Origin of the sequence: Streptomyces sp. NPDC002467 (assembly GCF_042889825.1) — a bacterium.
Taxonomy (GTDB): Bacteria; Actinomycetota; Actinomycetes; order Streptomycetales; family Streptomycetaceae; genus Streptomyces.
In genome coordinates this window covers 19771-38055 of record NZ_JBIARJ010000037.1, presented here as the reverse complement: position 1 = coordinate 38055, position 18285 = coordinate 19771, and the positions used below count along the sequence as shown (strand labels likewise).

The following is an 18285-nucleotide window of genomic DNA, read 5'->3' as shown; positions in this document are numbered from 1 at the left end:
ACACCACCCCCGTACACCCCCGCGACCGCGAAGGCAGGACCCCGTGCTGACCGTCGATTTCTCCCGGTTCCCGCTCGCCGCAGGCGACCGCGTGCTCGATCTGGGCTGCGGCGCAGGCCGGCACGCCTTCGAGTGCTACCGGCGCGGCGCCCAGGTGGTCGCCCTCGACCGCAACGGCGAGGAGATCCGCGAGGTCGCCAAGTGGTTCGCGGCGATGAAGGAGGCCGGCGAGGCCCCGGCCGGCGCCACCGCCACCGCCATGGAGGGCGACGCGCTCGCGCTGCCCTTCCCCGACGACTCGTTCGACGTCGTCATCATCTCCGAGGTGATGGAGCACATCCCCGACGACAAGGGCGTCCTCGCCGAGATGGTGCGCGTCCTCAAGCCCGGCGGGCGCATCGCCATCACCGTGCCCCGCTACGGCCCCGAGAAGGTCTGCTGGGCGCTCTCCGACGCCTACCACGAGGTCGAGGGCGGCCACATCCGCATCTACAAGGCGGACGAGCTGCTGGGGAAGATGGAGGCGGCCGGTCTCAAGCCGTACGGCACGCACCACGCGCACGGGCTGCACTCCCCGTACTGGTGGCTCAAGTGCGCCTTCGGGGTCGACAACGACAAGGCGCTGCCGGTCAAGGCGTACCACAAGCTCCTGGTCTGGGACATCATGAAGAAGCCGGCGCTCACCCGCTACGCGGAGAAGGCCCTCAACCCGGTCATCGGCAAGAGCTTCGTGGCGTACGCGACCAAGCCGCACCTCCCCGTCGACGCCGCGGGCGCGGCCAAGTGAGCTCGCCCGAGCGCACCGAACGCCTCGTCCTCGACGGGGTGCTGACCGCCGATCAGGCCGCCGAGACCGTCGCGGGCATCCTCGCCGCGCAGCGCGCGGACGGGGCCATCCCGTGGTTCCGCGGGCACCACCTCGACCCGTGGGACCACACCGAGGCCGCGATGGCCCTGGACGCGGCCGGCGAGCACGAGGCCGCCGAGCGCGCCTACGCGTGGCTGGCCCGCCACCAGAACGAGGACGGCTCCTGGTACGCGGCGTACGCCGACCGGCCGGACGGCGTCGACACCGCGCAGCCGCAGGACGCCGGCCGGGAGTCCAACTTCACGGCGTACATAGCCGTCGGCGTGTGGCACCACTACCTCGCCACCGGCGACGACGCGTTCCTCGACCGGATGTGGCCGACCGTCTACGCGGCCGTCGAGTGGGTCCTCGCCCTCCAGCAGCCCGGCGGGGAGATCGGCTGGAAGCGGGAGGCGGACGGCACGCCCGTCACCGACGCCCTGCTCACCGGTTCCTCCTCCATCCACCAGGCGCTGCGCTGTGCGTTGGCCGTCGCCGAGCACCGCGAGGAGCCCCAGCCGGACTGGGAGCTCGCCGTGGGCGCGCTGCGGCACGCGATCCGTCGCCACCCCGAGCGGTTCCTCGACAAGAACCACTACTCGATGGACTGGTACTACCCGGTCCTCGGCGGCGCCCTGACCGGCCCCGAGGCGAAGGCCCGCATCGAGGAACGGTGGGAGGAGTTCGTCGTCCCGGACCTCGGCGTGCGGTGCGTGCTGCCGAACCCGTGGGTGACGGGCGGGGAGTCCTGCGAGCTGGCGCTCGCGCTGTGGGCGATGGGGGAGTCGGACCGGGCGCTGGAGATCCTGCGCTCCATCGGCCACCTGCGCGCCGACAATGGCATGTACTGGACGGGCTACGTGTTCCAGGACGACGCGGTGTGGCCGGTCGAGCAGACGACCTGGACGGCGGGGTCGCTGCTGCTGGCCGTTGCGGCGCTGGGCGGGGACGAGGCCACGTCACAGGTGTTCGGCGGGAACGAGCTGCCGGGCGGGCTGGAGCCGGACTGCTGCGGCTGACCGCGCGGCCGGTTCAGCGGCGGTAGAGCCAGCCCGCCACGGCGTGGCCGACGAGGAGGTAGACCACGGCGGCCACGCCGTAGCCGAAGACGACCTGGACCCATTCCCTGCTGAAGGTGAACAGGTCGTAGGACCAGCCGGCGAGCCGGCTCGCCGTGTCGTGGACGAACTCCACCAGTTCGTTGCCCCGGTTGGCGTCCAGCAGGTACAGCAGGATCCACAGGGCGATGACGAAGGCCAGCAGGTCCGCCGCCAGTGCGACGGCGCGTCCGGCCTGACTGCTTCCGCGTACGCGTGCTCGGGTGTGTGTGGGCATGCCACTCGTGTTGCCGCTCCGGCGGCGGGCAAACCCGAACGGCTGCCCCCAGGGGGCGCGGCACGGCGTGCCGGGTGAGGCTGCGGGGGACAGCTCAGCCACCGGAGGCACCCGTGTCCGTACCCCGTACCGCCCGACTGCGCCGAGCCCTCACGGCGGTGCTCCTGTCCAGCGCGCTGCTCGCGGGCGCCACCGCGTGCGGCGGTGGCAGCGCCCGCGGCAGCAGTAGCCAGGCCGGCCAACCCGCCGCGGACCAGCCCGCCGAGGAGCAGATCTCCATGGCCTCGGCCGCGGAGCTGGCAGCCCTGGCGGCGGCGATCCCGGCCGCCGGCGAAGCCGACGAAATGGCCGCCGCGACGCCCTCGCCCAGTACCTCCGCCGAGAAGCAGAAGTTCGCCAAGACGCGCTTCGTGGCCAACGCCGGGCTCGCGGCCGGGGCGACGTACCAGTGGATCATCAAGCCGTACCGCGCGGGCAAGTTCAAGAAGGGCGCCAAGGGTCGTACCTTCGCCCTCGTCAAGGCGGGCCTCGCCGGGGCCTTCGCGTACAACCGGCTCAAGGCGGCCGCCGAGAACGCCAAGGGCGACCCGCTGCTGTCGAAGGCGGTGGCCCCGCTGACGGTCGGCATCGAATCCCTGAAGGGCCTCGGCACCAAGCTGCGCAAGGGCCAGGCGGGCGAGGCCGACATCAGCTCCTTCCAGGACGTGATCGACGGGATCAAGGGCGCGGGTGCGGGTGCGGGCGCCCCGGTCAAGGACCAGGTCCCGAGCCTCTCCCAGCTGGGCGGGTAGCCCTCCGCCTCCGGCCGGCCTGTTTCAATGGCCGGATGATCGAGTACGTGGTGATGGCGGGCGTGGCCGCCGGGACCGGCTGGCTGCTGCGGCGCAAGCACCGGCAGCGGGTCGCCGCCGGGAACGTGGCGGGCATCCCCGGGATGGCGCGGCAGCCGGCCGGCGAGGGCCGCTGGCGGATGGGCCGGCTGTACGTCGACGGGGGCGCGGCCCGCTGGGTCCCGCGGCGCGGGGAACCGGTGCCGCTGCCCGGCGCCCGCGCCACCGGGGTACGGGCCCCCTCCGTGCGGGAGGGGATGTCCATCAACCCCGGCTCGCGGATCGTGACCTGCGGCTACGAGGGCGGCGGCACCATCGACATCGCGGTGATGCCGCTGGACCTGCGCGAGGTCCTGGCGGCGGTGCCCTCGCAGGACACCGCCGACCCCTCGGCCTAGGCCTGCTTCGTCCAGCGCTGCGAGGCGTCCCCGTCGCAGCTCGCCGTCAGCAGGCCGCTGGTGCCGCTCATGCCGAGGTCGAGGCAGCCGCCGCCGAGGTTCGACACCAGGCTGCCGCCCGAGCCGTTCCGCCAGAGGCGGCCGACGTCCTGGGAGCAGTCGCCGACGAACACGGCCTGGTTGAGGCCGTTGGAGTACAGGCAGCCGCCGCTCTGCTTGTTGACGAGCTTGAAGCTGCCGTCGGAACGGGCCTGCACGGTCCACTGGGTGGTCGCGTCCGAGCATTCGGTGAAGCTCGACGACCCGAACACCTGGCTGACGCACTTGCCGTTGCTGCCGTTGCGGAAGCGGGAGGTGCCGGAGGCGGGCGGCGGGGCGGCCGGGGTCTTCGGGGTGGTCGGGGGCGCGGGGTTCTGGGCGCCCGCCGAGCTGCCGGTGCCGGCGGAGCCGCCGTTCTGGCTCCCGCTGCCCCCGGCCCCGGCTCCGGCGTCGTTCCCGGTTCCCGCACCGGGACCGGTGCCGGGCACCGCCCCCGGTGCCGTGCCCGGGCCGCCCGCGCCGCCCTGCGCGTTCTGGGCGCCCCCCTCCTGGGGCGACTGGGCGGGTGAGGCCGGGCCCGACGAGCCGGCGGCGGGCGCGGCGCCGGTCGGGTCGGCGGGGGCCGACGCGGAGGAGGGCGGGGCGGCGTTCGCACCGGCCTGGGGGGAGGACGTGTTCGGCAGGTACTGGATGGCGAGGGTCGTACCGCCCGCGACCAGGACGACGGGCACCGCGGCGAGGACGACACGGACGCGCCGACGGCGTTCCGGGCGGGCCGCGGCGGCCCCCGCCTTGGCCTCGGCGGCGGCCTCCGCCTTGGCCTCGGGCGATGCCGGGGCAGGCCCGCCCGCGGGCGCGGTGTCCGGTCCACCCGGAGAACCCTCGGCCGGTTCCTTCCCGGACCCGGCCCCGGCCCCGGGGGCCTTCCCCGCCTCCTCCGCCGCCTCTTCCGCCTCCCGATCGGCGCCCACCAGCGGGGCCGTCGGTACGTCGATGTCCTGTACGTCCGCCGCGAAGGCGGCCCGCTCCGTCAGCCGCTCGTCGACGGCCGCCGGCCACAGCGGGGCCGTGAACGGTCCCTGTCGCGAGGCCAGTTCGAGGAGCTCGGCGGCTTCGGGGCGGTCCGCCGGGTCCTTCGCGAGGCACTTCGAGACGAGGTCGGCGAGCTCCGGCTCGGCCTCCCGCAGCGGCCCGAGGTCGGGTTCCTCGTGGACGATGCGGTACAGCACGCCGTGCCCCGACTCGTCACCGAAGGGCGGCCGTCCGCTCGCCGCGTACGCGAGGACCGAGCCCAGCGCGAACACGTCGGTGGCCCCGCTCAACCCCCGCCTCCCCGAGGCCTGTTCGGGCGCCATGTAGGCGGGCGTACCCACGACCATGCCCGTCACGGTCAGCCGGCTCTGCTCGGCGGCCCGGGCGACGCCGAAGTCGATGAGGGTCAGGCCCTGGACCGTCAGCATGATGTTGGACGGCTTGAGGTCCCTGTGCACCATGTCCAGCGCGTGCACCTGCGCCAGACCCGCCGCGGCCTCCCGCAGCAGCAGCCACAGGGCGTCGGCGGGCAGGGGCCCGCCGTTCAGTTCGAGTGCCTCGCGCAGGGTGAGCCCGGGGACGTACGCGGTGGCGAACCACGGGGGCCGCGCGGAGCGGTCGCTGCCGAGCAGGGGCGCGGTGGCCCCCTCGGGCAGCCGGGCGAGGTTGTCCAGCTCGTGCCCGAAGCGGCGTACGAAGTCCTCGTCCTCGCCGACGACGGAGGCCAGCAGCTGCTTGACGGCGACGTACCGGCCGTCCTGGACCCCGAGGTACACCCGCCCCATGCCGCCGGCGCCGAGCCGGCCCGCGAGGGGGATCGCTCCGATCCGGCGCGGATCCTCCGGCTCCAGCGGCTCGGCGCCGCTCCCCGTCAGCTCTAACACGTCAGCCCCGTCAGGTTCGGAAATCGGTCCCCGGGAATCTACCCGATGGGTTCATGGGGCAACGAGGCCCGGGTGTGCGGGACTTGGCGGGCCGGGGCTAGCTGTTGAGCTCCGCGAGCACCCGCAGGGTGTGGGGGTCCGGGGCGGTCAGGAGCAGGTCGGTGACGGGGCCCTTGCGCCACAGTTCGAGGCGTTCGGCGATCCGCTCCCGGGGGCCGATCAGGGAGATCTCGTCGGCGAACGCGTCCGGGACGGCCAGCACGGCCTCCTCCTTGCGCCCGGCGAGGAACAGCTCCTGGATGCGGCGGGCCTCCTCCTCGTACCCCATGCGCGCCATGAGGTCGGCGTGGAAGTTGCGGGCCGCGTGCCCCATGCCGCCGATGTAGAAGCCGAGCATGGCCTTCACCGGCAGCAGCCCCTCGGCGACGTCGTCGCACACCTTGGCGCGGGCCATCGGCGCGATCATGAAACCTTCGGGGAGGTCGGCCAGGGAGGCCTGGTAGACGTCCGTGCGGGTCGGCGACCAGTACAGCGGCAGCCAGCCGTCCGCGATCCGCGTGGTCTGCTCGATGTTCTTCGGCCCCTCCGCGCCCAGCAGCAGCGGCAGGTCCGCGCGCAGCGGGTGGGTGATGGGCTTGAGCGGCTTGCCGATGCCGGTGCCGTCGTCGCCGCGGTACGGGTGGTGGTGGAAGCGGCCGTCCAGGGTGACCGGGCCCTCTCGGCGCAGTACCTGCCGGATCACGTCGACGTACTCGCGGGTCGCGGTGAGCGGGCTCGCGGGGAAGGGGCGCCCGTACCAGCCCTCCACGACCTGCGGCCCGGACAGGCCCAGGCCGAGCATCATCCGGCCGCCGGAGAGGTGGTCCAGGGTGAGGGCGTGCATGGCGGTGGCGGTCGGGGTGCGGGCGGCCATCTGGGCGATGGCGGTGCCGAGGCGGATCCGCGAGGTGTGCGCGGCGATCCAGGTCAGCGGGGTGAAGGCGTCCGAGCCCCAGGCCTCGGCGGTCCACACCGAGTGGTAGCCGAGGTTCTCGGCCTCGGTGGCGAGGTCGAGGTGGTCGGGGTCGGGGCCGCGGCCCCAGTAGCCGAGTGCGAGTCCGAGGCGCATGTACGGTCCCCTCCGCGCTGCCGTTCCTGTCGTTCCTGACGGGTCGTCAGGTGACTGTAGGGCAACGGCCCCCCGCCGGGAAGGGCGGGGGGCCGTCGGTACGTGCTCGCGGGATCGGGTCGACTAGCCGCGCTGGATGCCCGAGGTGTCGTTCAGCACGCCGCGGCGGCCGTCCTGGGTCTGGGCGATCAGCGTGGAGGGGCCGCGCTGCTCGACGGCCAGGTACCAGGTGCCCGGCGCGAGTTCCGCGATCGGGTTCGGGGAGCCGTCCTCGGCGAAGAGGGGGCGGGCCACCGGGACCGCGAACCAGAACGGGGAGAAGTCCGACGCCGGGGGCGGGGTGGGCGTCGGCGCCTGCTGGCCGGCGTCCTGCGGGGTGCCGCCGTAGGGCGGGGCCGGCTGCGGGGTGCCGCCGTAGGGGTGGGCCTGCTGGCCCTGGCCCTCCGGGGTGCCCGGGTAGCCGTACCCGGCGCCCGGCTGGGGCTGGCCGCCGTACGGCCCGGGGGCGGCGGGCCGTGCGTCCGGCACCAGCTGGCCGGCCAGTGCCGGGACCTTGGAGGCGAAGAGGGCCACGCCGGCCAGGGCCAGGGTGGCGAGGAAGGAGATGATCGAGCCGGCGCCCAGGTCGAGGACGGTCGGGCAGGTGAACAGCGCCCACAGCGAGGACCACGCCGCCGACACGGCGAGCACGGTGCCCCACGCGATCAGCGGCAGCCCCAGCACCTTGCGCTCCGGCTGGACGCGGGCGAAGACGAGCAGCCCGGCCGCGATGAAACCGACCAGGAAGATGGTCGGGAGCGGGAGGCCGCCGTTGTTCCACGCGCTCGGAAGGTCGCCGCCGGTGGCGGAGTAGAAATCAAGGAACGAGGCGATGAACAGCAGCGCCGCTGCTCCGATCACCACGCCGTCGCCTCGAGTGAGGGAGCGGATGTTCACGTCTTAGGTGTCCTTCTCGGTCTCGGTCGTCTCGCGGTGCCGCGGTCGCAGTACGGAGCGGGCGGGCGGCACCATGGTACGGAGGTTCCCCGCGGCGATACGGATCGGGGCGGTGGACCGAGTCCCGGCGGGACTCCCGAGAGGGCTACCCGCCGAGGAAGGCCACGATGCCGTCCGCGATGCCCTGGGCCGCCTTCTGGCGCCACTCCGGACTCGTCAGCTGCGCCGCGTCCTTGGCGTCACGCATGTTGCCGCATTCGATGAACACCTTGGGCCTGGTTGACAGGTTCAGTCCCCCGAGATCGTCGCGGACGACCAAGCCGGTGCCGCTGCCGAGGTAGTTCGCGGGGTCGGATCCGGTGGTCCGGGCGAAGTTCGAGGCGATCCGTTCGCCGAGGGTCCGGGAGGGCCCGACGATCGGCGAGGTGTCGGCGTCGCCGCCCTTGACCCTGGCGGGGAGGATCACGTGGTAGCCCCGGTTGCCGGCCGAGACCCCGTCGGCGTGCACGGAGACGACGGCGTCGGCCTTCGCCTCGTTGCCGATGCGGGCGCGTTCGTCGATGCACGGGCCCCAGGGGCGGTCGCCCTCGTGGGTGAGGACCACCTTCGCCCCCTGGGCCTCCAGTGCCTTGCGCAGGCGCAGCGAGACGTCGAAGGTGAACTCGGCCTCCATGTAACCGGAGTTCGTGGTGGTGCCGGTGGTGTCGCACTCCTTGAGGTTCGTGCCGATGTCCACCTGCTGGTCGATCTCGTCGGTGTGCTTGAAGTTGCCGGTGTTGTGTCCGGGGTCGACGACGACCGTCTTCCCGGCCAGCGGGCCCTTGGCGGGGGCGGAGGCCGGTTCCTCGGACGGGGTGGCGGGCGCGGCCGCCGCCTTCGCGTCGTGGCGGCTCGGCCGGGCGGCGTCACCGGACCCGGACCCGGCTCCCGCCCCGGCTCCGGTCAGGACCTGGGTCAGCACCCACCCGGCCAGACAGGCCGGGGCGAGTGCGGCGACCCCCACGACCAGGGTGGACCGTCGGGTGTACCAGGGCCGCACCGCGGGGCCGGCCGGGGCGGAGGCGTCGGCCGGCCCGGCGGGCTCGGAGGGCTGGGGGCTGTCGTCGTAGCGCACGCCGCGATGCTAGACCCGGTGCCCGGCCCGGTCTGTGTTCTGGGCCATTCGAGGGCGTGGTGCGCTTATATGCCCGGAACTGACCCGTTCGGTCCTGTTCGCGTGCTCGTCCGTTCCCGACCCCGGTCGCCGTGGGGTCGGGCCGCCGTGGGGGCGGAGCCGGTCAGATGCCCTCGCCGACGCGGCGCAGGACGCGGAGGGAATCCGTCACCGAGAGTTCCTCGAAGGCGCCCGAGGCGAGGGCTCGCAGGTAGATCCGGTACGGGGCCTGGCCGCCGTCGGCCGGGTCGGGGAAGACGTCGTGGATGACGAGCGTCCCGCCCACGGCCACGTGCGGGGCCCAGCCCTCGTAGTCGCCGGTGGCGTGTTCGTCGGTGTGGCCGCCGTCGATGAAGACCAGGCCGAGCGGGCCGCCCCACGCCGCCGCGACCTGCGGGGAGCGCCCCACGATCGCGATGACGTGGTCCTCCAGCCCCGCCCGGTGCAGGGTGCGGCGGAAGGTGGGCAGGGTGTCCATCAGGCCGATCTCCGGGTCCACGACCGTCGGGTCGTGGTACTCCCAGCCGGGCTGCTGCTCCTCGCTTCCCCGGTGGTGGTCCACGGTGATCGCCGCCACCCCGGCCTCGCGGGCCGCGTCGGCCAGCAGGATCGTGGAGCGCCCGCAGTACGTCCCGACCTCCAGCAGCGGCAGCCCGAGCGCGGCGGCCGCCGTCGCGGCCTCGTACAGGGCGAGGCCCTCGCCCACGGGCATGAACCCCTTGGCGGCCTCGAAGGCGGCGAGGGTCTCCGGCTTGGGGGTGGCGGCCATGGGTCCTCCGGGGTTGAACCTGCGTGGTGGTGACGGTGGCGGCCCATGCTGCCCTACCGCCGGGTAGGGGTCCATGCCGGGGCCCGGTGCACCCGCGGAGCCGCCTTCGCGCGGGTCTCCCGGGTCGGTTGCCGTCCGCCGCCCCGCCCTTCGGAGCGGGCGTGAACAGCCTTTACCCTGAGGCGAGTTCGACCGACCAAGCGAACTCACCGGGGGATGGGCAGCATGAGCAGTGGGATCAGCGACGACCAGGGCGACCGGGACGACCGCAACGCCGAAGACGACGACGTCGACGGCGGCATCACACCGCTCGCGGCCGCCGACCCGAGCCGGATAGGGCCGTACCTGCTGCTCGGGCGCCTCGGCGCCGGCGGCATGGGGCGGGTGTACCTGGCCCGGTCCGACGCCGGGCGGACCGTCGCCGTGAAGGTGGTGCACGAGGAGCACGTCTCGGACGCCCAGTTCCGGGCCCGCTTCCGGCGCGAGATCGACGCCGCGCGGCGGGTCGGCGAGCGGTACACCGCGCCCGTGATCGACGCGGACCCCGACGCCGACCGGCCCTGGGTGGCGACGGGGTACGTCCCCGGGCTCTCGCTGGAGCAGATCGTGCGCCGGCACGGCCCGCTGCCCGCGGACTCCGTGCACGCCCTCGCGGAGGGCCTGTTGTACGCCCTGGAGGACATCCACTCGGCCGGGATCGTGCACCGCGACCTCAAGCCGTCGAACGTGATGCTGACCGTCGAGGGCGCCCGCGTCATCGACTTCGGCATCTCGCGGGCGCTGGAGACCTCCGTCGAGTCGTTGCTGACCAGCACCGGCATGGTCGTGGGTTCGCCCGGGTTCATGTCGCCCGAGCAGGTCCGCGGGCAGCGCGCCGGGGTGAAGAGCGACGTGTTCACGCTCGGCTGCGTCCTGACGTACGCGGCCACGGGCCGGCTGCCGTTCGGGGCCGGTGCGAGCAACCAACACGCGGTGATGTTCCAGATCGTGGAGGCCGAACCGGAGCTGGACGGGGTGGAGGACGACGCCCTGCGCGCGCTCATCCGCCGCTGCCTGGCCAAGGCCGTGGACGACCGGCCCGGTGTGGAGGAACTGCTGCAGGACCCGGATCGGGTCCGTCCGGCAGTGCCCGGCGGGGCGTGGCTGCCGCCCGAGGTCGTCGCGCGGCTCGCCCGGCAGGCGGCGCGGCTGCTCGACGCGGAGGCGGCGCCCCGGCGGGAGGCGGAGGCCGGGGCCGGTCCGGAGGCCGCCGACCGGGCGACGCTCGGGCTGCGCCCCGACGTCGGGGCCGAGGAGCCGACCGTGGAGCCGGCCGCGGAGCCCGCCGTCGCACCGGGTGCCGACGCGCCCGCGGGGTCGGCGGCCTTGGACCGTACCTCCGCGAGCGACCGACGGGAACGCAAGCGGCGGTGGACCGTCGTCGTGCCGGCCGTGTTCGTGATCACGATCGGCGGCGGCACGGTGGCCCTGATCCAGCCGTTCGGCGGTGAGGGGTCGCAGGCCGCGCCCCCGGCGAGCGGCGCGCCCGTGACGCCCGGCGCCGCCGGCGCCCCGTCCGCCGCGAGCGGTTCGCCGACCCCGGGCGCGCAGACCCCGCAGAGCCCGGACGGTGTGGTGCAGGGCGGCCAGGTAGGCGGCGCCGCGGACCCCGGTGGTGGCGGCGCGCAGCAGGGCGGCGCGGCGGGCGCGGGGACACCGGGCGGCGCGGGCTCCCCGGGCGGGACCGGGAACGGCGCCGGTCAGGGTGGGGGCGGGGGCGTCGTCGGGGGCGGGGGCGGGGGAACCGGTACGAGTACCGGCACCGGCGCCGGTCCGGGCGGCGGCAACGCGTCCGGCACCACCCCGGGCTCCACCCCGGGCGGCGCGGGTTCGCCGAGCGGCGGCGGGTCCTCCGGCGGGGACGCCGTGCCCTCGTACTTCGCCGGCTCCTGGACGTACAAAAGCCAGTTCAACATCGACCAGCCGGTGACGGTGATCATCTCGCGGTCCGGGTCCGTCCGCCTGATAACCGAGTCCCAGATGGGCCATTGCGAGAACGTGGCCAAGGTGGTGTCGGTGGGCGGCGGCGGGAGCCGGATCAACATCGGGTCGGCGGCGGTGGACAAGAGCAAGTCGGCGAGCAACTTCTGCGGCGCGCTGGACCCGTCGTTCTTCACGAAGAGCGAGCCGGCCGGGATCCAGCACAATGTGGGGCCCGCGCACGGTGACGGCTACTACTACGAACGCTCCTGATCCGAACCGTTGTTGACGGTCTGTATGATCCGCAGCCGGATCCGGGGGAGAGGTTGCGGGACATGCAGAACCAGGAGTCGTCCGTGCCGGCCCGTGTGGGGCCGTTCCGGGTGGTGGAGGTGCTCGGGCAGGGCGGGATGGGCCGGGTGCTGCTCGGGGCGGCGCCCGACGGGCGGCTCGTCGCGGTCAAGGAGGTGCACGCCGAGCTGGCCGAGGACGACGGGTTCCGGGCGCGGTTCCGGCGGGAGGTGGACGCCTCGCGGAAGGTGTCCGGCGCCTGGACCGCGCCCGTCGTCGACGCCGATCCGGACGCGGCGACACCGTGGCTGGCCTCGCAGTTCGTACCGGGCCCCACCCTGGCCGAGGCGGTGGCCGCCGGTCCGCTGCCCGAGGACGCGGTGCGCCGGCTGGCGGCCGGGCTGGCGCACGCGCTGGCTGACGTGCACGGCGCGGGGCTGATCCACCGGGACCTCAAGCCGTCCAACGTGCTGCTCGCGGAGGACGGTCCGCGCGTGATCGACTTCGGCATCGTGCGCGCGGCCGGGGACCAGACGAAGATCACGCACACCGGGGCGCTGATCGGCTCGCCCGCCTTCATGGCGCCCGAGCAGGTGCTGGGGCAGGAGCTCACACCGGCCGCCGACGTGTTCTCGCTCGGCGCCACCCTGGTCCTGGCCTGCACCGGGAGCGCGCCCTTCGCCGCGGCGTCCGTGCCCCGGCTGCTGCACGACGTCGTGTACGCCGAGCCCGACCTGTCCGCCGTACCGCCCTCCCTGCGCGGGATCATCGCGCCCTGCCTGGCGAAGGACCCGGCCGCCCGGCCGACCCCGCGCGAGCTGCTGGTGATGGTCGGAGCGGTGACGCCCGCCGCGCGGCCCTGGCCGGAGCCGGTGAACGCGCTGATCGCCGCCCAGCGGGGTCGCCTCGCCGGGCTGCTCGACGCACCGGCGCCGGAGCGGACCGCCACCGGGCGGGCCGTGGGGTCGAGGCGTCGGTGGACGGGGCGGACCGGGCTGCTGGTCGCGGCGGGACTGGTGGCGGCCCTGGTCGTGACCGGGCTGACCTTCGGGCGTCCGGTCGTCGACGAGGTCTTCCGTACGGCCGTGCCCGAGGAGGTGCCGACGCCCGGCGGCGTCCCGCTGTCCCAGGTCGCCGACGCGTACGCGGGCCCGCTCCCCAAGACCTGCGACGAGACCCGCGGCAAGGTGGCGGTCCCGGAAGGCTTCGAGGCCGCGCCCGGCACCAGCGGGGTCTTCGACATGCAGGGGGCGGACGGGACCCGGCATCCGCAGCTCACCTGCGTCTGGAACAACCGGTACGGCGACGAGATCTACGTCATCTGGGACCTCTACACCAGCCGCTCCGGCGGCAGGACCGGCGCCGAGCAGGCGAAGCAGCACTACGAGGGCTTCTACATCCGCGGTGGCACGAGGCGTGACGCCGCCCTCGGGTTCGTCGAGGAGGGCATGTGGCTGAAGAAGACGAAGAAGGAGGACGGCTGCGTGCTGTACGCGCGTGATGTGAACCTGGAGTTCTTCCTCTCGCTCAAGGGCCCCGACCACCCGCCGGGCGCCGCCTGTGAGGACACCCTGCGCGGCGTGGCCCGGTCCGCCCCGGCACCGGTGGCCAAACGATGAGGCCGCTGAGGGACTCCGACCCGGCCGCCACCGGACCGTACCGGCTCCTCGCGGAGCTCGGCCGGGGCGGCATGGGCCGGGTGCTGCTCGGCGCCGCCCCCGACGGGCGGCTGGTCGCGGTCAAGCAGGTGCACGCCCGCTTCGCCGCCGACGACGCGTTCCGCGCCCGGTTCCGCCGTGAGGTCGCCGCCTCCCGCAAGGTCTCCGGCGCCTACACCGCGGCCGTCATGGACGCCGACGCGGACGCGGCCACGCCCTGGCTGGCCTCGGTGTTCGTGTCCGGGCCCTCGCTGGGCGCGGCCGTGGAGGCCTCCGGCCCGCTTCCCGAGGAGACCGTTCGGTGCCTCGCGGCCGGGCTGGCGACGGCCCTGATCGAGATCCACCGGGTCGGCCTGGTGCACCGGGACCTCAAGCCGGACAACGTGCTGCTCGCCGAGGACGGCGTCCGGGTCATCGACTTCGGGATCGCGCGGGCGGTCGAGGCCGGGGACGCCACCGAGCTGACGCAGACGGGTCTGGTGGTCGGCTCGCCCGCGTTCATGTCGCCCGAGCAGGCCGAGGGCGCAGAACTCACTCCGGCCTCCGACGTGTTCTCCCTCGGCTCGGTGCTCGCCCTGGCCGTCACCGGCCGCAGCCCCTTCGCGGGGACGTCCACCCTCCAGACGCTGTTCAACCTGGTGCACGCCGAGCCGGACCTGGGCGCCGTACCGCCGGGGCCGCTGCGCCGGGCCGTCGAGTGGTGCCTGGCCAAGGACCCGGCGGCCCGCCCGACCCCGGTGCAGTTGCTCGGGCTCCTGGGCCCGGTCGTCGCCGGGGCGGCCGGCGGCCGGCTGCCCGCCGTGCGGGGGATGATCGAGGCGCAGCGGGCGGAGATCGACCGGCTGCTGGCCGGCCCGGACCGGACGGCCGTCCCGCAGAGCGCGGAGGGTCCGCGGAGCCCGCAGCGCCCGCAGCCGCCGGTCTGGCTCCGGAAGCAGGCGGCGGTGGACGCGGCCCCGCCCACCGCCCCGCCCACCGCCCCGTACACGCAGGTCGTGGCCACGGGGTCGGGCCGCCGCCCCCGCAGGCCCGCCGTCCTCGCCCTCGCCGGGGTGCTCGCGGTCGCGCCCGTCGGGGGCGGTGCGTACTGGCTGACGAACGGGGACGCGTCGGCGGGCGGCTCCGCCGTGCCCGACAAGTACGCGAAGTCCCCGGTCTGCGAGGAGGCGGCCGGGAAGCTGCCGCTGCCGGCCGCCGACCGGAGGAAGGACAAGGACGTCCACCACGAGGAGGCCGAAGAGGCGAAGACGATGTGCGAGTGGCGCGGCGCGCCGTACGTGGTGGACGGCCGGCAGTACGAGCCGCAGGACCCGCACGCGCTCGTCAGCTGGGACCTGAAGCGCAGCACCGAGAGCAAGGGCAACGCCACGAAGATCCAGCGCGAGGACTTCAGCGGCACCGACAAGGGTGATACCCCGGAGACCGGCGTCGGTGTCGGTGACGGCGCCTTCTGGGGAGCGCACTGGTACCGGGAGAACTGCTCGCTCGTCGTCCGCGACGGCAACCTCGTCGTGCAGGTGGTCCTCTACGGGGACGAGCACCCGCCCGAGCGCTGCCAGGCCGATGCCAAGGAGATCGCCCGCGCGGCGGTGGCGGCCATGCCGGGGTGAGGCCGGGGCCGGCCCGTCGGAGAACACGTTCATCTGACCTTCCGTCAGAATGGAACGTGTTCTACTCTGCCGCGCATGGGCATCGGAATCACAGCGGAACAGCGGGACTTGGCCGAAGCCGTACGCGGCTGGGTGGCGCGGGCCATGCCTCCCGAAGAGGTGCGCAAGCTGCTCGACACCCCGCCGCAGACCGGGACGCGGCCCGCCTACTGGGACGCGATGGCCGCGCAGGGCCTGCTGGAGCCGCACCTGGAGGGCGGCACCCTGCTCGACCTCGCCGTCGTCGTCGAGGAGGCCGCCCGGGGCGCGCTGCCCGGGGCGTACCTGCCGAGCGCGCTGGCGTCCGTACTGCTGGACCGGGCCGGGGCAGACCCCCTGGCCGGGCGGGTCGGCGCGGTCGCGCTCGGCCCCGGGACCCTGACGGCCGTCGCCGTCGAGGGCGGCGGGTACCTGCTCGACGGGCTCGCGCCGCCCGTGCTCGGCGCCGGCGAGGCCGACCTCGTCCTGCTCGCCGCCGAGGCCGCGCACGGCACCCGCTGGTTCGCCGTGGACGCCGCCGCGCTGGACGTCCGTACGCACGAGAGCGCCGACCCCACCCGCCCCACCGCCGAGGTGCACGCGCGCGGGGTCACCGTCGGCGCCGACCGGGTACTGGAGCTGGACGCGGCCCTCGTACGGGACCTGGCCTGCACCCTCTTCGCCGCCGACGCCTGCGGCACCGCCGCTTGGGCCCTGCACACGGCCGCCTCGTACGCGAAGATCCGCGAACAGTTCGGCCGGCCCATCGGGCAGTTCCAGGGCGTCAAGCACCTGTGCGCCGACATGCTCGTCCGCCTGGAGCAGGCCCGCGCCCTGGCCTGGGACGCCGCCAACGCGATGGACGACCCGGCGGACGTGCGCTCCCTGGTCGCCGCGCTCGCCGCGGGCACCGCGCTGGACGCCGCCTGGTCCTGCGCCAAGGACTGCATCCAGATCCTCGGCGGCATCGGCTTCACCTGGGAACACGACGCCCACGTGTACCTGCGGCGGGCGGTCGTCGCCCGCCAGTTGCTCGGCTCCGGCGACGGCCACCGCATCCGCGCCGTACGCCTCGCGGCGGGCGGCGCCAGGCGCGAACTGCGCCTCGAACTCCCCGCGGAGGCCGAGGAGTACCGGGAGCGGGCCCGCGCCGCCATCGAGGACGCGCGCGGCCTCGACCCGGCCGCCGCGAGACGGATCCTGGCCCCGACCGGCTACGCCGCCCCCTACCTCCCGCCGCCCTACGGCCTCGGCGCCGGCCCCGTCGAACAGCTCGTCGTCCAGCAGGAGATGCGGGCCGCCGGCGTCAGGGTCGCCGACCTCGGCATCGCCACCTGGGTCGTGCCGTCGCTGCTCGCCTACGGCACCGACGCGCAGCGGGAGACGTACGCACTGCCCACCCTGCGCGGCGAACTGACCTGGTGCCAGCTCTTCTCCGAGCCCGGGGCGGGCTCCGACCTCGCCTCGCTGCGCACGAAGGCGGAACGCACCGGTGACGGCGGCTGGAGGATCAACGGGCAGAAGGTGTGGACGAGTTCCGCGCACACCGCCGACTACGGCATCCTGCTGGCCCGCACCGACCCGGACGCCCCCAAGCACAAGGGGCTCGGCTACTTCGTCGTCGACATGAGGAACACCCCCGGCATCGACGTCCGCCCGCTCAAGGAGATCACCGGCGAGGCCCTCTTCAACGAGGTCTACTTCGACGACGCGGTCCTCCCGGCGGAAGCGCTGGTCGGCGCGGCCGACGGCGGCTGGAAGGTCGCCCGCAACACCCTCGGCAACGAACGCGTCCACATGGCCGGCCTGATGAGCTTCGACACCGGCCTCGAAGCCCTCATCGCCCGCTCCGCCGACCTCGACGGCGCCCACCGCGCCCGCATCGGGGCACTGGCCGCCGAGGCGCACGCGCTGGCCTGCATCGGGCTGCGCACCACCCTCCAGCAGGTGTCGGGGCTGGAGCCGGGCGCGGGCGCGTCCGTACGCAAGCTCGTCCAGACCCCGCACCAGCAGCGGACCGCCGAGCTCACCCTCGAACTGCTGGGCCCGGCGGGCGCCGTACGGGAGGGGGCGGGGGAGCGGGCGGTGCACGGGATGCTCATGTCCCGTTGCCTGACCATCGCCGGGGGCACCACGCAGGTCCAGCTCAACGTCGTCGCCGAGCGGATCCTCGGCCTTCCCAGGGACTGAAGGGCAGTACAGACATGAAGTCGTACATCGTGGGCGTCGGCATGACGAAGTTCGAGAAGCCGGAGTCGCGGGACTGGCAGTACTGGGACATGGCGAAGGAGGCCGGGAGCGCGGCGCTCGCGGACGCGGGGGTGGACTACGGCCTGGTCGAGCAGGTGCCGGTCGGTTACTGCTTCCAGGCCTCCACGGCCGGGCAGCGGGCGGCGTACGAACTGGGGCTGAGCGGCGTCCCGGTCTACAACGTGAACAACAACTGCGCGACCGGCTCGACGGCGCTGATGATGGCGCGGCAGTTCGTCGAGGGCGGGATCAACGACTGCGTCCTCGCGCTCGGCTTCGAGAAGATGAAGCGGGGCGCGCTGGGCGGCGGCGCGGACGGCGGCGACTTCAAGACCTCGCCGGTGGCCCGGCACTACGGGATCATGGCGGCCGGGCACGGCTTCGAGATGTCCCCGCCCACCGCGCAGATCTTCGGGAACGCGGCCCGCGAGCACATGGAGCGGTACGGGACCACGGCCGCGCAGCTGGCGGCGGTCGGCGCGAAGAACCACAGGCACTCGGCGAACAACCCGAACGCGCAGTTCCAGGACGTGTACTCGGTCGAGGAGATCCTGGCGGCGAAGGAGATCCACTCCCCGCTGACCAAGCTCCAGTGCTCGCCGACCTCGGACGGCGCGGCGGCGGCGCTCGTGGTCTCGGAGCGGTTCGTCGTGCGGCACGGGCTGCACGACAAGGCGGTCGAGATCGTCGCCCAGTCGATGACCACGGACACCGACGCGTCCTTCTCCTCGGGCTCGTGCATCGACGTGGTCGGCAAGCCGATGTCGGCGGCGGCGGGGCGGCAGGTCTTCGAGGCGTCGGGCCTCGGCATCGAGGACGTGGACGTGATCGAGCTGCACGACTGCTTCTCCATCAACGAACTGCTCACGTACGAGGCGCTCGGCATGTGCGAGGAGGGCGCGGCGGGGAAGCTGGTGGAGAGCGGGGCGACGACGTATGGCGGCCGGTGGGTGGTGAACCCCTCCGGGGGCCTGATCTCCAAGGGCCACCCGCTGGGCGCGACGGGGCTGGCGCAGGCGGCGGAACTGGTGTGGCAGCTCCGCGGCCAGGCCGGCGCCCGCCAGGTCCCCGGAGCCGGGGTGGGCCTCGCCCACAACATCGGCCTGGGCGGCGCGGCCGTGGTCACCCTCCTGCGGCGGGGATAGGAACGCATTTTCGGCTCATGGGG

The 18285-nt window shown here is 74.3% G+C and carries 15 protein-coding genes; 9 read left to right on the top strand and 6 right to left on the bottom strand.

The window, feature by feature from the left end:
- Positions 1-43: 43 nt before the first annotated feature.
- Together ACFYYJ_RS40650 and ACFYYJ_RS40645 are read left to right on the top strand one after the other, a co-directional pair.
- Entirely contained in the window at positions 44-787 is a 744-nt protein-coding gene (locus ACFYYJ_RS40650; RefSeq protein WP_384592981.1) for a class I SAM-dependent methyltransferase, read from the top strand.
- Positions 784-1866 (top strand): prenyltransferase, encoded by a 1083-nt coding sequence (locus tag ACFYYJ_RS40645; protein WP_389139895.1) that lies wholly within the window; start codon positions 784-786, stop codon positions 1864-1866. The genes ACFYYJ_RS40650 and ACFYYJ_RS40645 overlap by 4 nt, the downstream gene beginning before the upstream one ends.
- 13 nt (positions 1867-1879) lie before the next feature.
- Here the strand turns inward: ACFYYJ_RS40645 and ACFYYJ_RS40640 are convergent, their stop codons facing one another.
- Entirely contained in the window at positions 1880-2182 is a 303-nt protein-coding gene (locus tag ACFYYJ_RS40640) for a hypothetical protein (RefSeq protein WP_389139892.1), read from the bottom strand.
- Between the two features lie 113 nt (positions 2183-2295).
- Here ACFYYJ_RS40640 and ACFYYJ_RS40635 point away from each other — a divergent pair, with 113 nt between their 5' ends.
- Both ACFYYJ_RS40635 and ACFYYJ_RS40630 read left to right on the top strand, forming a co-directional pair.
- Positions 2296-2973, top strand: a complete 678-nt coding sequence (locus ACFYYJ_RS40635) for a hypothetical protein (RefSeq protein WP_385361608.1) — start codon at positions 2296-2298, stop codon at positions 2971-2973.
- A 35-nt stretch (positions 2974-3008) separates the two neighbouring features.
- Positions 3009-3410, top strand: coding sequence for a hypothetical protein (locus ACFYYJ_RS40630; RefSeq protein WP_385361610.1), 402 nt, complete (start codon positions 3009-3011; stop codon positions 3408-3410).
- Here the strand turns inward: ACFYYJ_RS40630 and ACFYYJ_RS40625 are convergent.
- The 5 genes from ACFYYJ_RS40625 to ACFYYJ_RS40605 form a co-directional block, all read right to left on the bottom strand.
- Complete coding sequence (locus ACFYYJ_RS40625; RefSeq protein ID WP_389139888.1) at positions 3407-5365, bottom strand: protein kinase; 1959 nt, start codon at positions 5363-5365, stop codon at positions 3407-3409. The genes ACFYYJ_RS40630 and ACFYYJ_RS40625 overlap by 4 nt on opposite strands.
- 97 nt (positions 5366-5462) lie before the next feature.
- On the bottom strand, positions 5463-6473 hold the full coding sequence (locus ACFYYJ_RS40620; protein ID WP_389139885.1) for an LLM class F420-dependent oxidoreductase: 1011 nt from the start codon (positions 6471-6473) through the stop codon (positions 5463-5465).
- A gap of 123 nt (positions 6474-6596) precedes the next feature.
- Positions 6597-7409: a hypothetical protein gene (locus ACFYYJ_RS40615; RefSeq protein WP_389139882.1), complete on the bottom strand. Its 813-nt coding sequence runs from the start codon at positions 7407-7409 to the stop codon at positions 6597-6599.
- A gap of 145 nt (positions 7410-7554) precedes the next feature.
- On the bottom strand, positions 7555-8523 hold the full coding sequence (locus ACFYYJ_RS40610; RefSeq protein ID WP_389139878.1) for an N-acetylmuramoyl-L-alanine amidase: 969 nt from the start codon (positions 8521-8523) through the stop codon (positions 7555-7557).
- A 163-nt stretch (positions 8524-8686) separates the two neighbouring features.
- Complete coding sequence (locus ACFYYJ_RS40605) at positions 8687-9331, bottom strand: class I SAM-dependent methyltransferase (protein ID WP_385129900.1); 645 nt, start codon at positions 9329-9331, stop codon at positions 8687-8689.
- A gap of 225 nt (positions 9332-9556) precedes the next feature.
- Between ACFYYJ_RS40605 and ACFYYJ_RS40600 the strand changes: the two genes are divergently transcribed.
- The 5 genes from ACFYYJ_RS40600 to ACFYYJ_RS40580 all read left to right on the top strand — a co-directional run bounded on the left by ACFYYJ_RS40600 (position 9557) and on the right by ACFYYJ_RS40580 (position 18262).
- Positions 9557-11563, top strand: a complete 2007-nt coding sequence (locus ACFYYJ_RS40600) for a serine/threonine-protein kinase (protein WP_389139874.1) — start codon at positions 9557-9559, stop codon at positions 11561-11563.
- 62 nt (positions 11564-11625) lie between these two features.
- Positions 11626-13200 (top strand): serine/threonine-protein kinase, encoded by a 1575-nt coding sequence (locus tag ACFYYJ_RS40595; RefSeq protein ID WP_389139871.1) that lies wholly within the window; start codon positions 11626-11628, stop codon positions 13198-13200.
- Positions 13197-14849, top strand: coding sequence for a serine/threonine-protein kinase (locus ACFYYJ_RS40590; RefSeq protein ID WP_389139868.1), 1653 nt, complete (start codon positions 13197-13199; stop codon positions 14847-14849). The genes ACFYYJ_RS40595 and ACFYYJ_RS40590 overlap by 4 nt, the downstream gene beginning before the upstream one ends.
- Before the next feature lie 75 nt (positions 14850-14924).
- Positions 14925-17057, top strand: a complete 2133-nt coding sequence (locus ACFYYJ_RS40585) for an acyl-CoA dehydrogenase (RefSeq protein WP_389139865.1) — start codon at positions 14925-14927, stop codon at positions 17055-17057.
- Between the two features lie 14 nt (positions 17058-17071).
- Positions 17072-18262, top strand: a complete 1191-nt coding sequence (locus ACFYYJ_RS40580) for a lipid-transfer protein (protein WP_385129892.1) — start codon at positions 17072-17074, stop codon at positions 18260-18262.
- Positions 18263-18285: the final 23 nt, after the last annotated feature.

Bases quoted from the DNA above. Each gene is read 5' to 3' on its own strand.
- ACFYYJ_RS40640 (WP_389139892.1), bottom strand. From the start codon at position 2,182: ATGCCCACACACACCCGAGCACGCGTACGCGGAAGCAGTCAGGCCGGA.
- ACFYYJ_RS40630 (WP_385361610.1), top strand. From the start codon at position 3,009: ATGATCGAGTACGTGGTGATGGCGGGCGTGGCCGCCGGGACCGGCTGG.
- ACFYYJ_RS40620 (WP_389139885.1), bottom strand. From the start codon at position 6,473: ATGCGCCTCGGACTCGCACTCGGCTACTGGGGCCGCGGCCCCGACCCC.
- ACFYYJ_RS40605 (WP_385129900.1), bottom strand. From the start codon at position 9,331: ATGGCCGCCACCCCCAAGCCGGAGACCCTCGCCGCCTTCGAGGCCGCC.
- ACFYYJ_RS40600 (WP_389139874.1), top strand. From the start codon at position 9,557: ATGAGCAGTGGGATCAGCGACGACCAGGGCGACCGGGACGACCGCAAC.
- ACFYYJ_RS40595 (WP_389139871.1), top strand. From the start codon at position 11,626: ATGCAGAACCAGGAGTCGTCCGTGCCGGCCCGTGTGGGGCCGTTCCGG.
- ACFYYJ_RS40590 (WP_389139868.1), top strand. From the start codon at position 13,197: ATGAGGCCGCTGAGGGACTCCGACCCGGCCGCCACCGGACCGTACCGG.
- ACFYYJ_RS40585 (WP_389139865.1), top strand. From the start codon at position 14,925: ATGGGCATCGGAATCACAGCGGAACAGCGGGACTTGGCCGAAGCCGTA.
- ACFYYJ_RS40580 (WP_385129892.1), top strand. From the start codon at position 17,072: ATGAAGTCGTACATCGTGGGCGTCGGCATGACGAAGTTCGAGAAGCCG.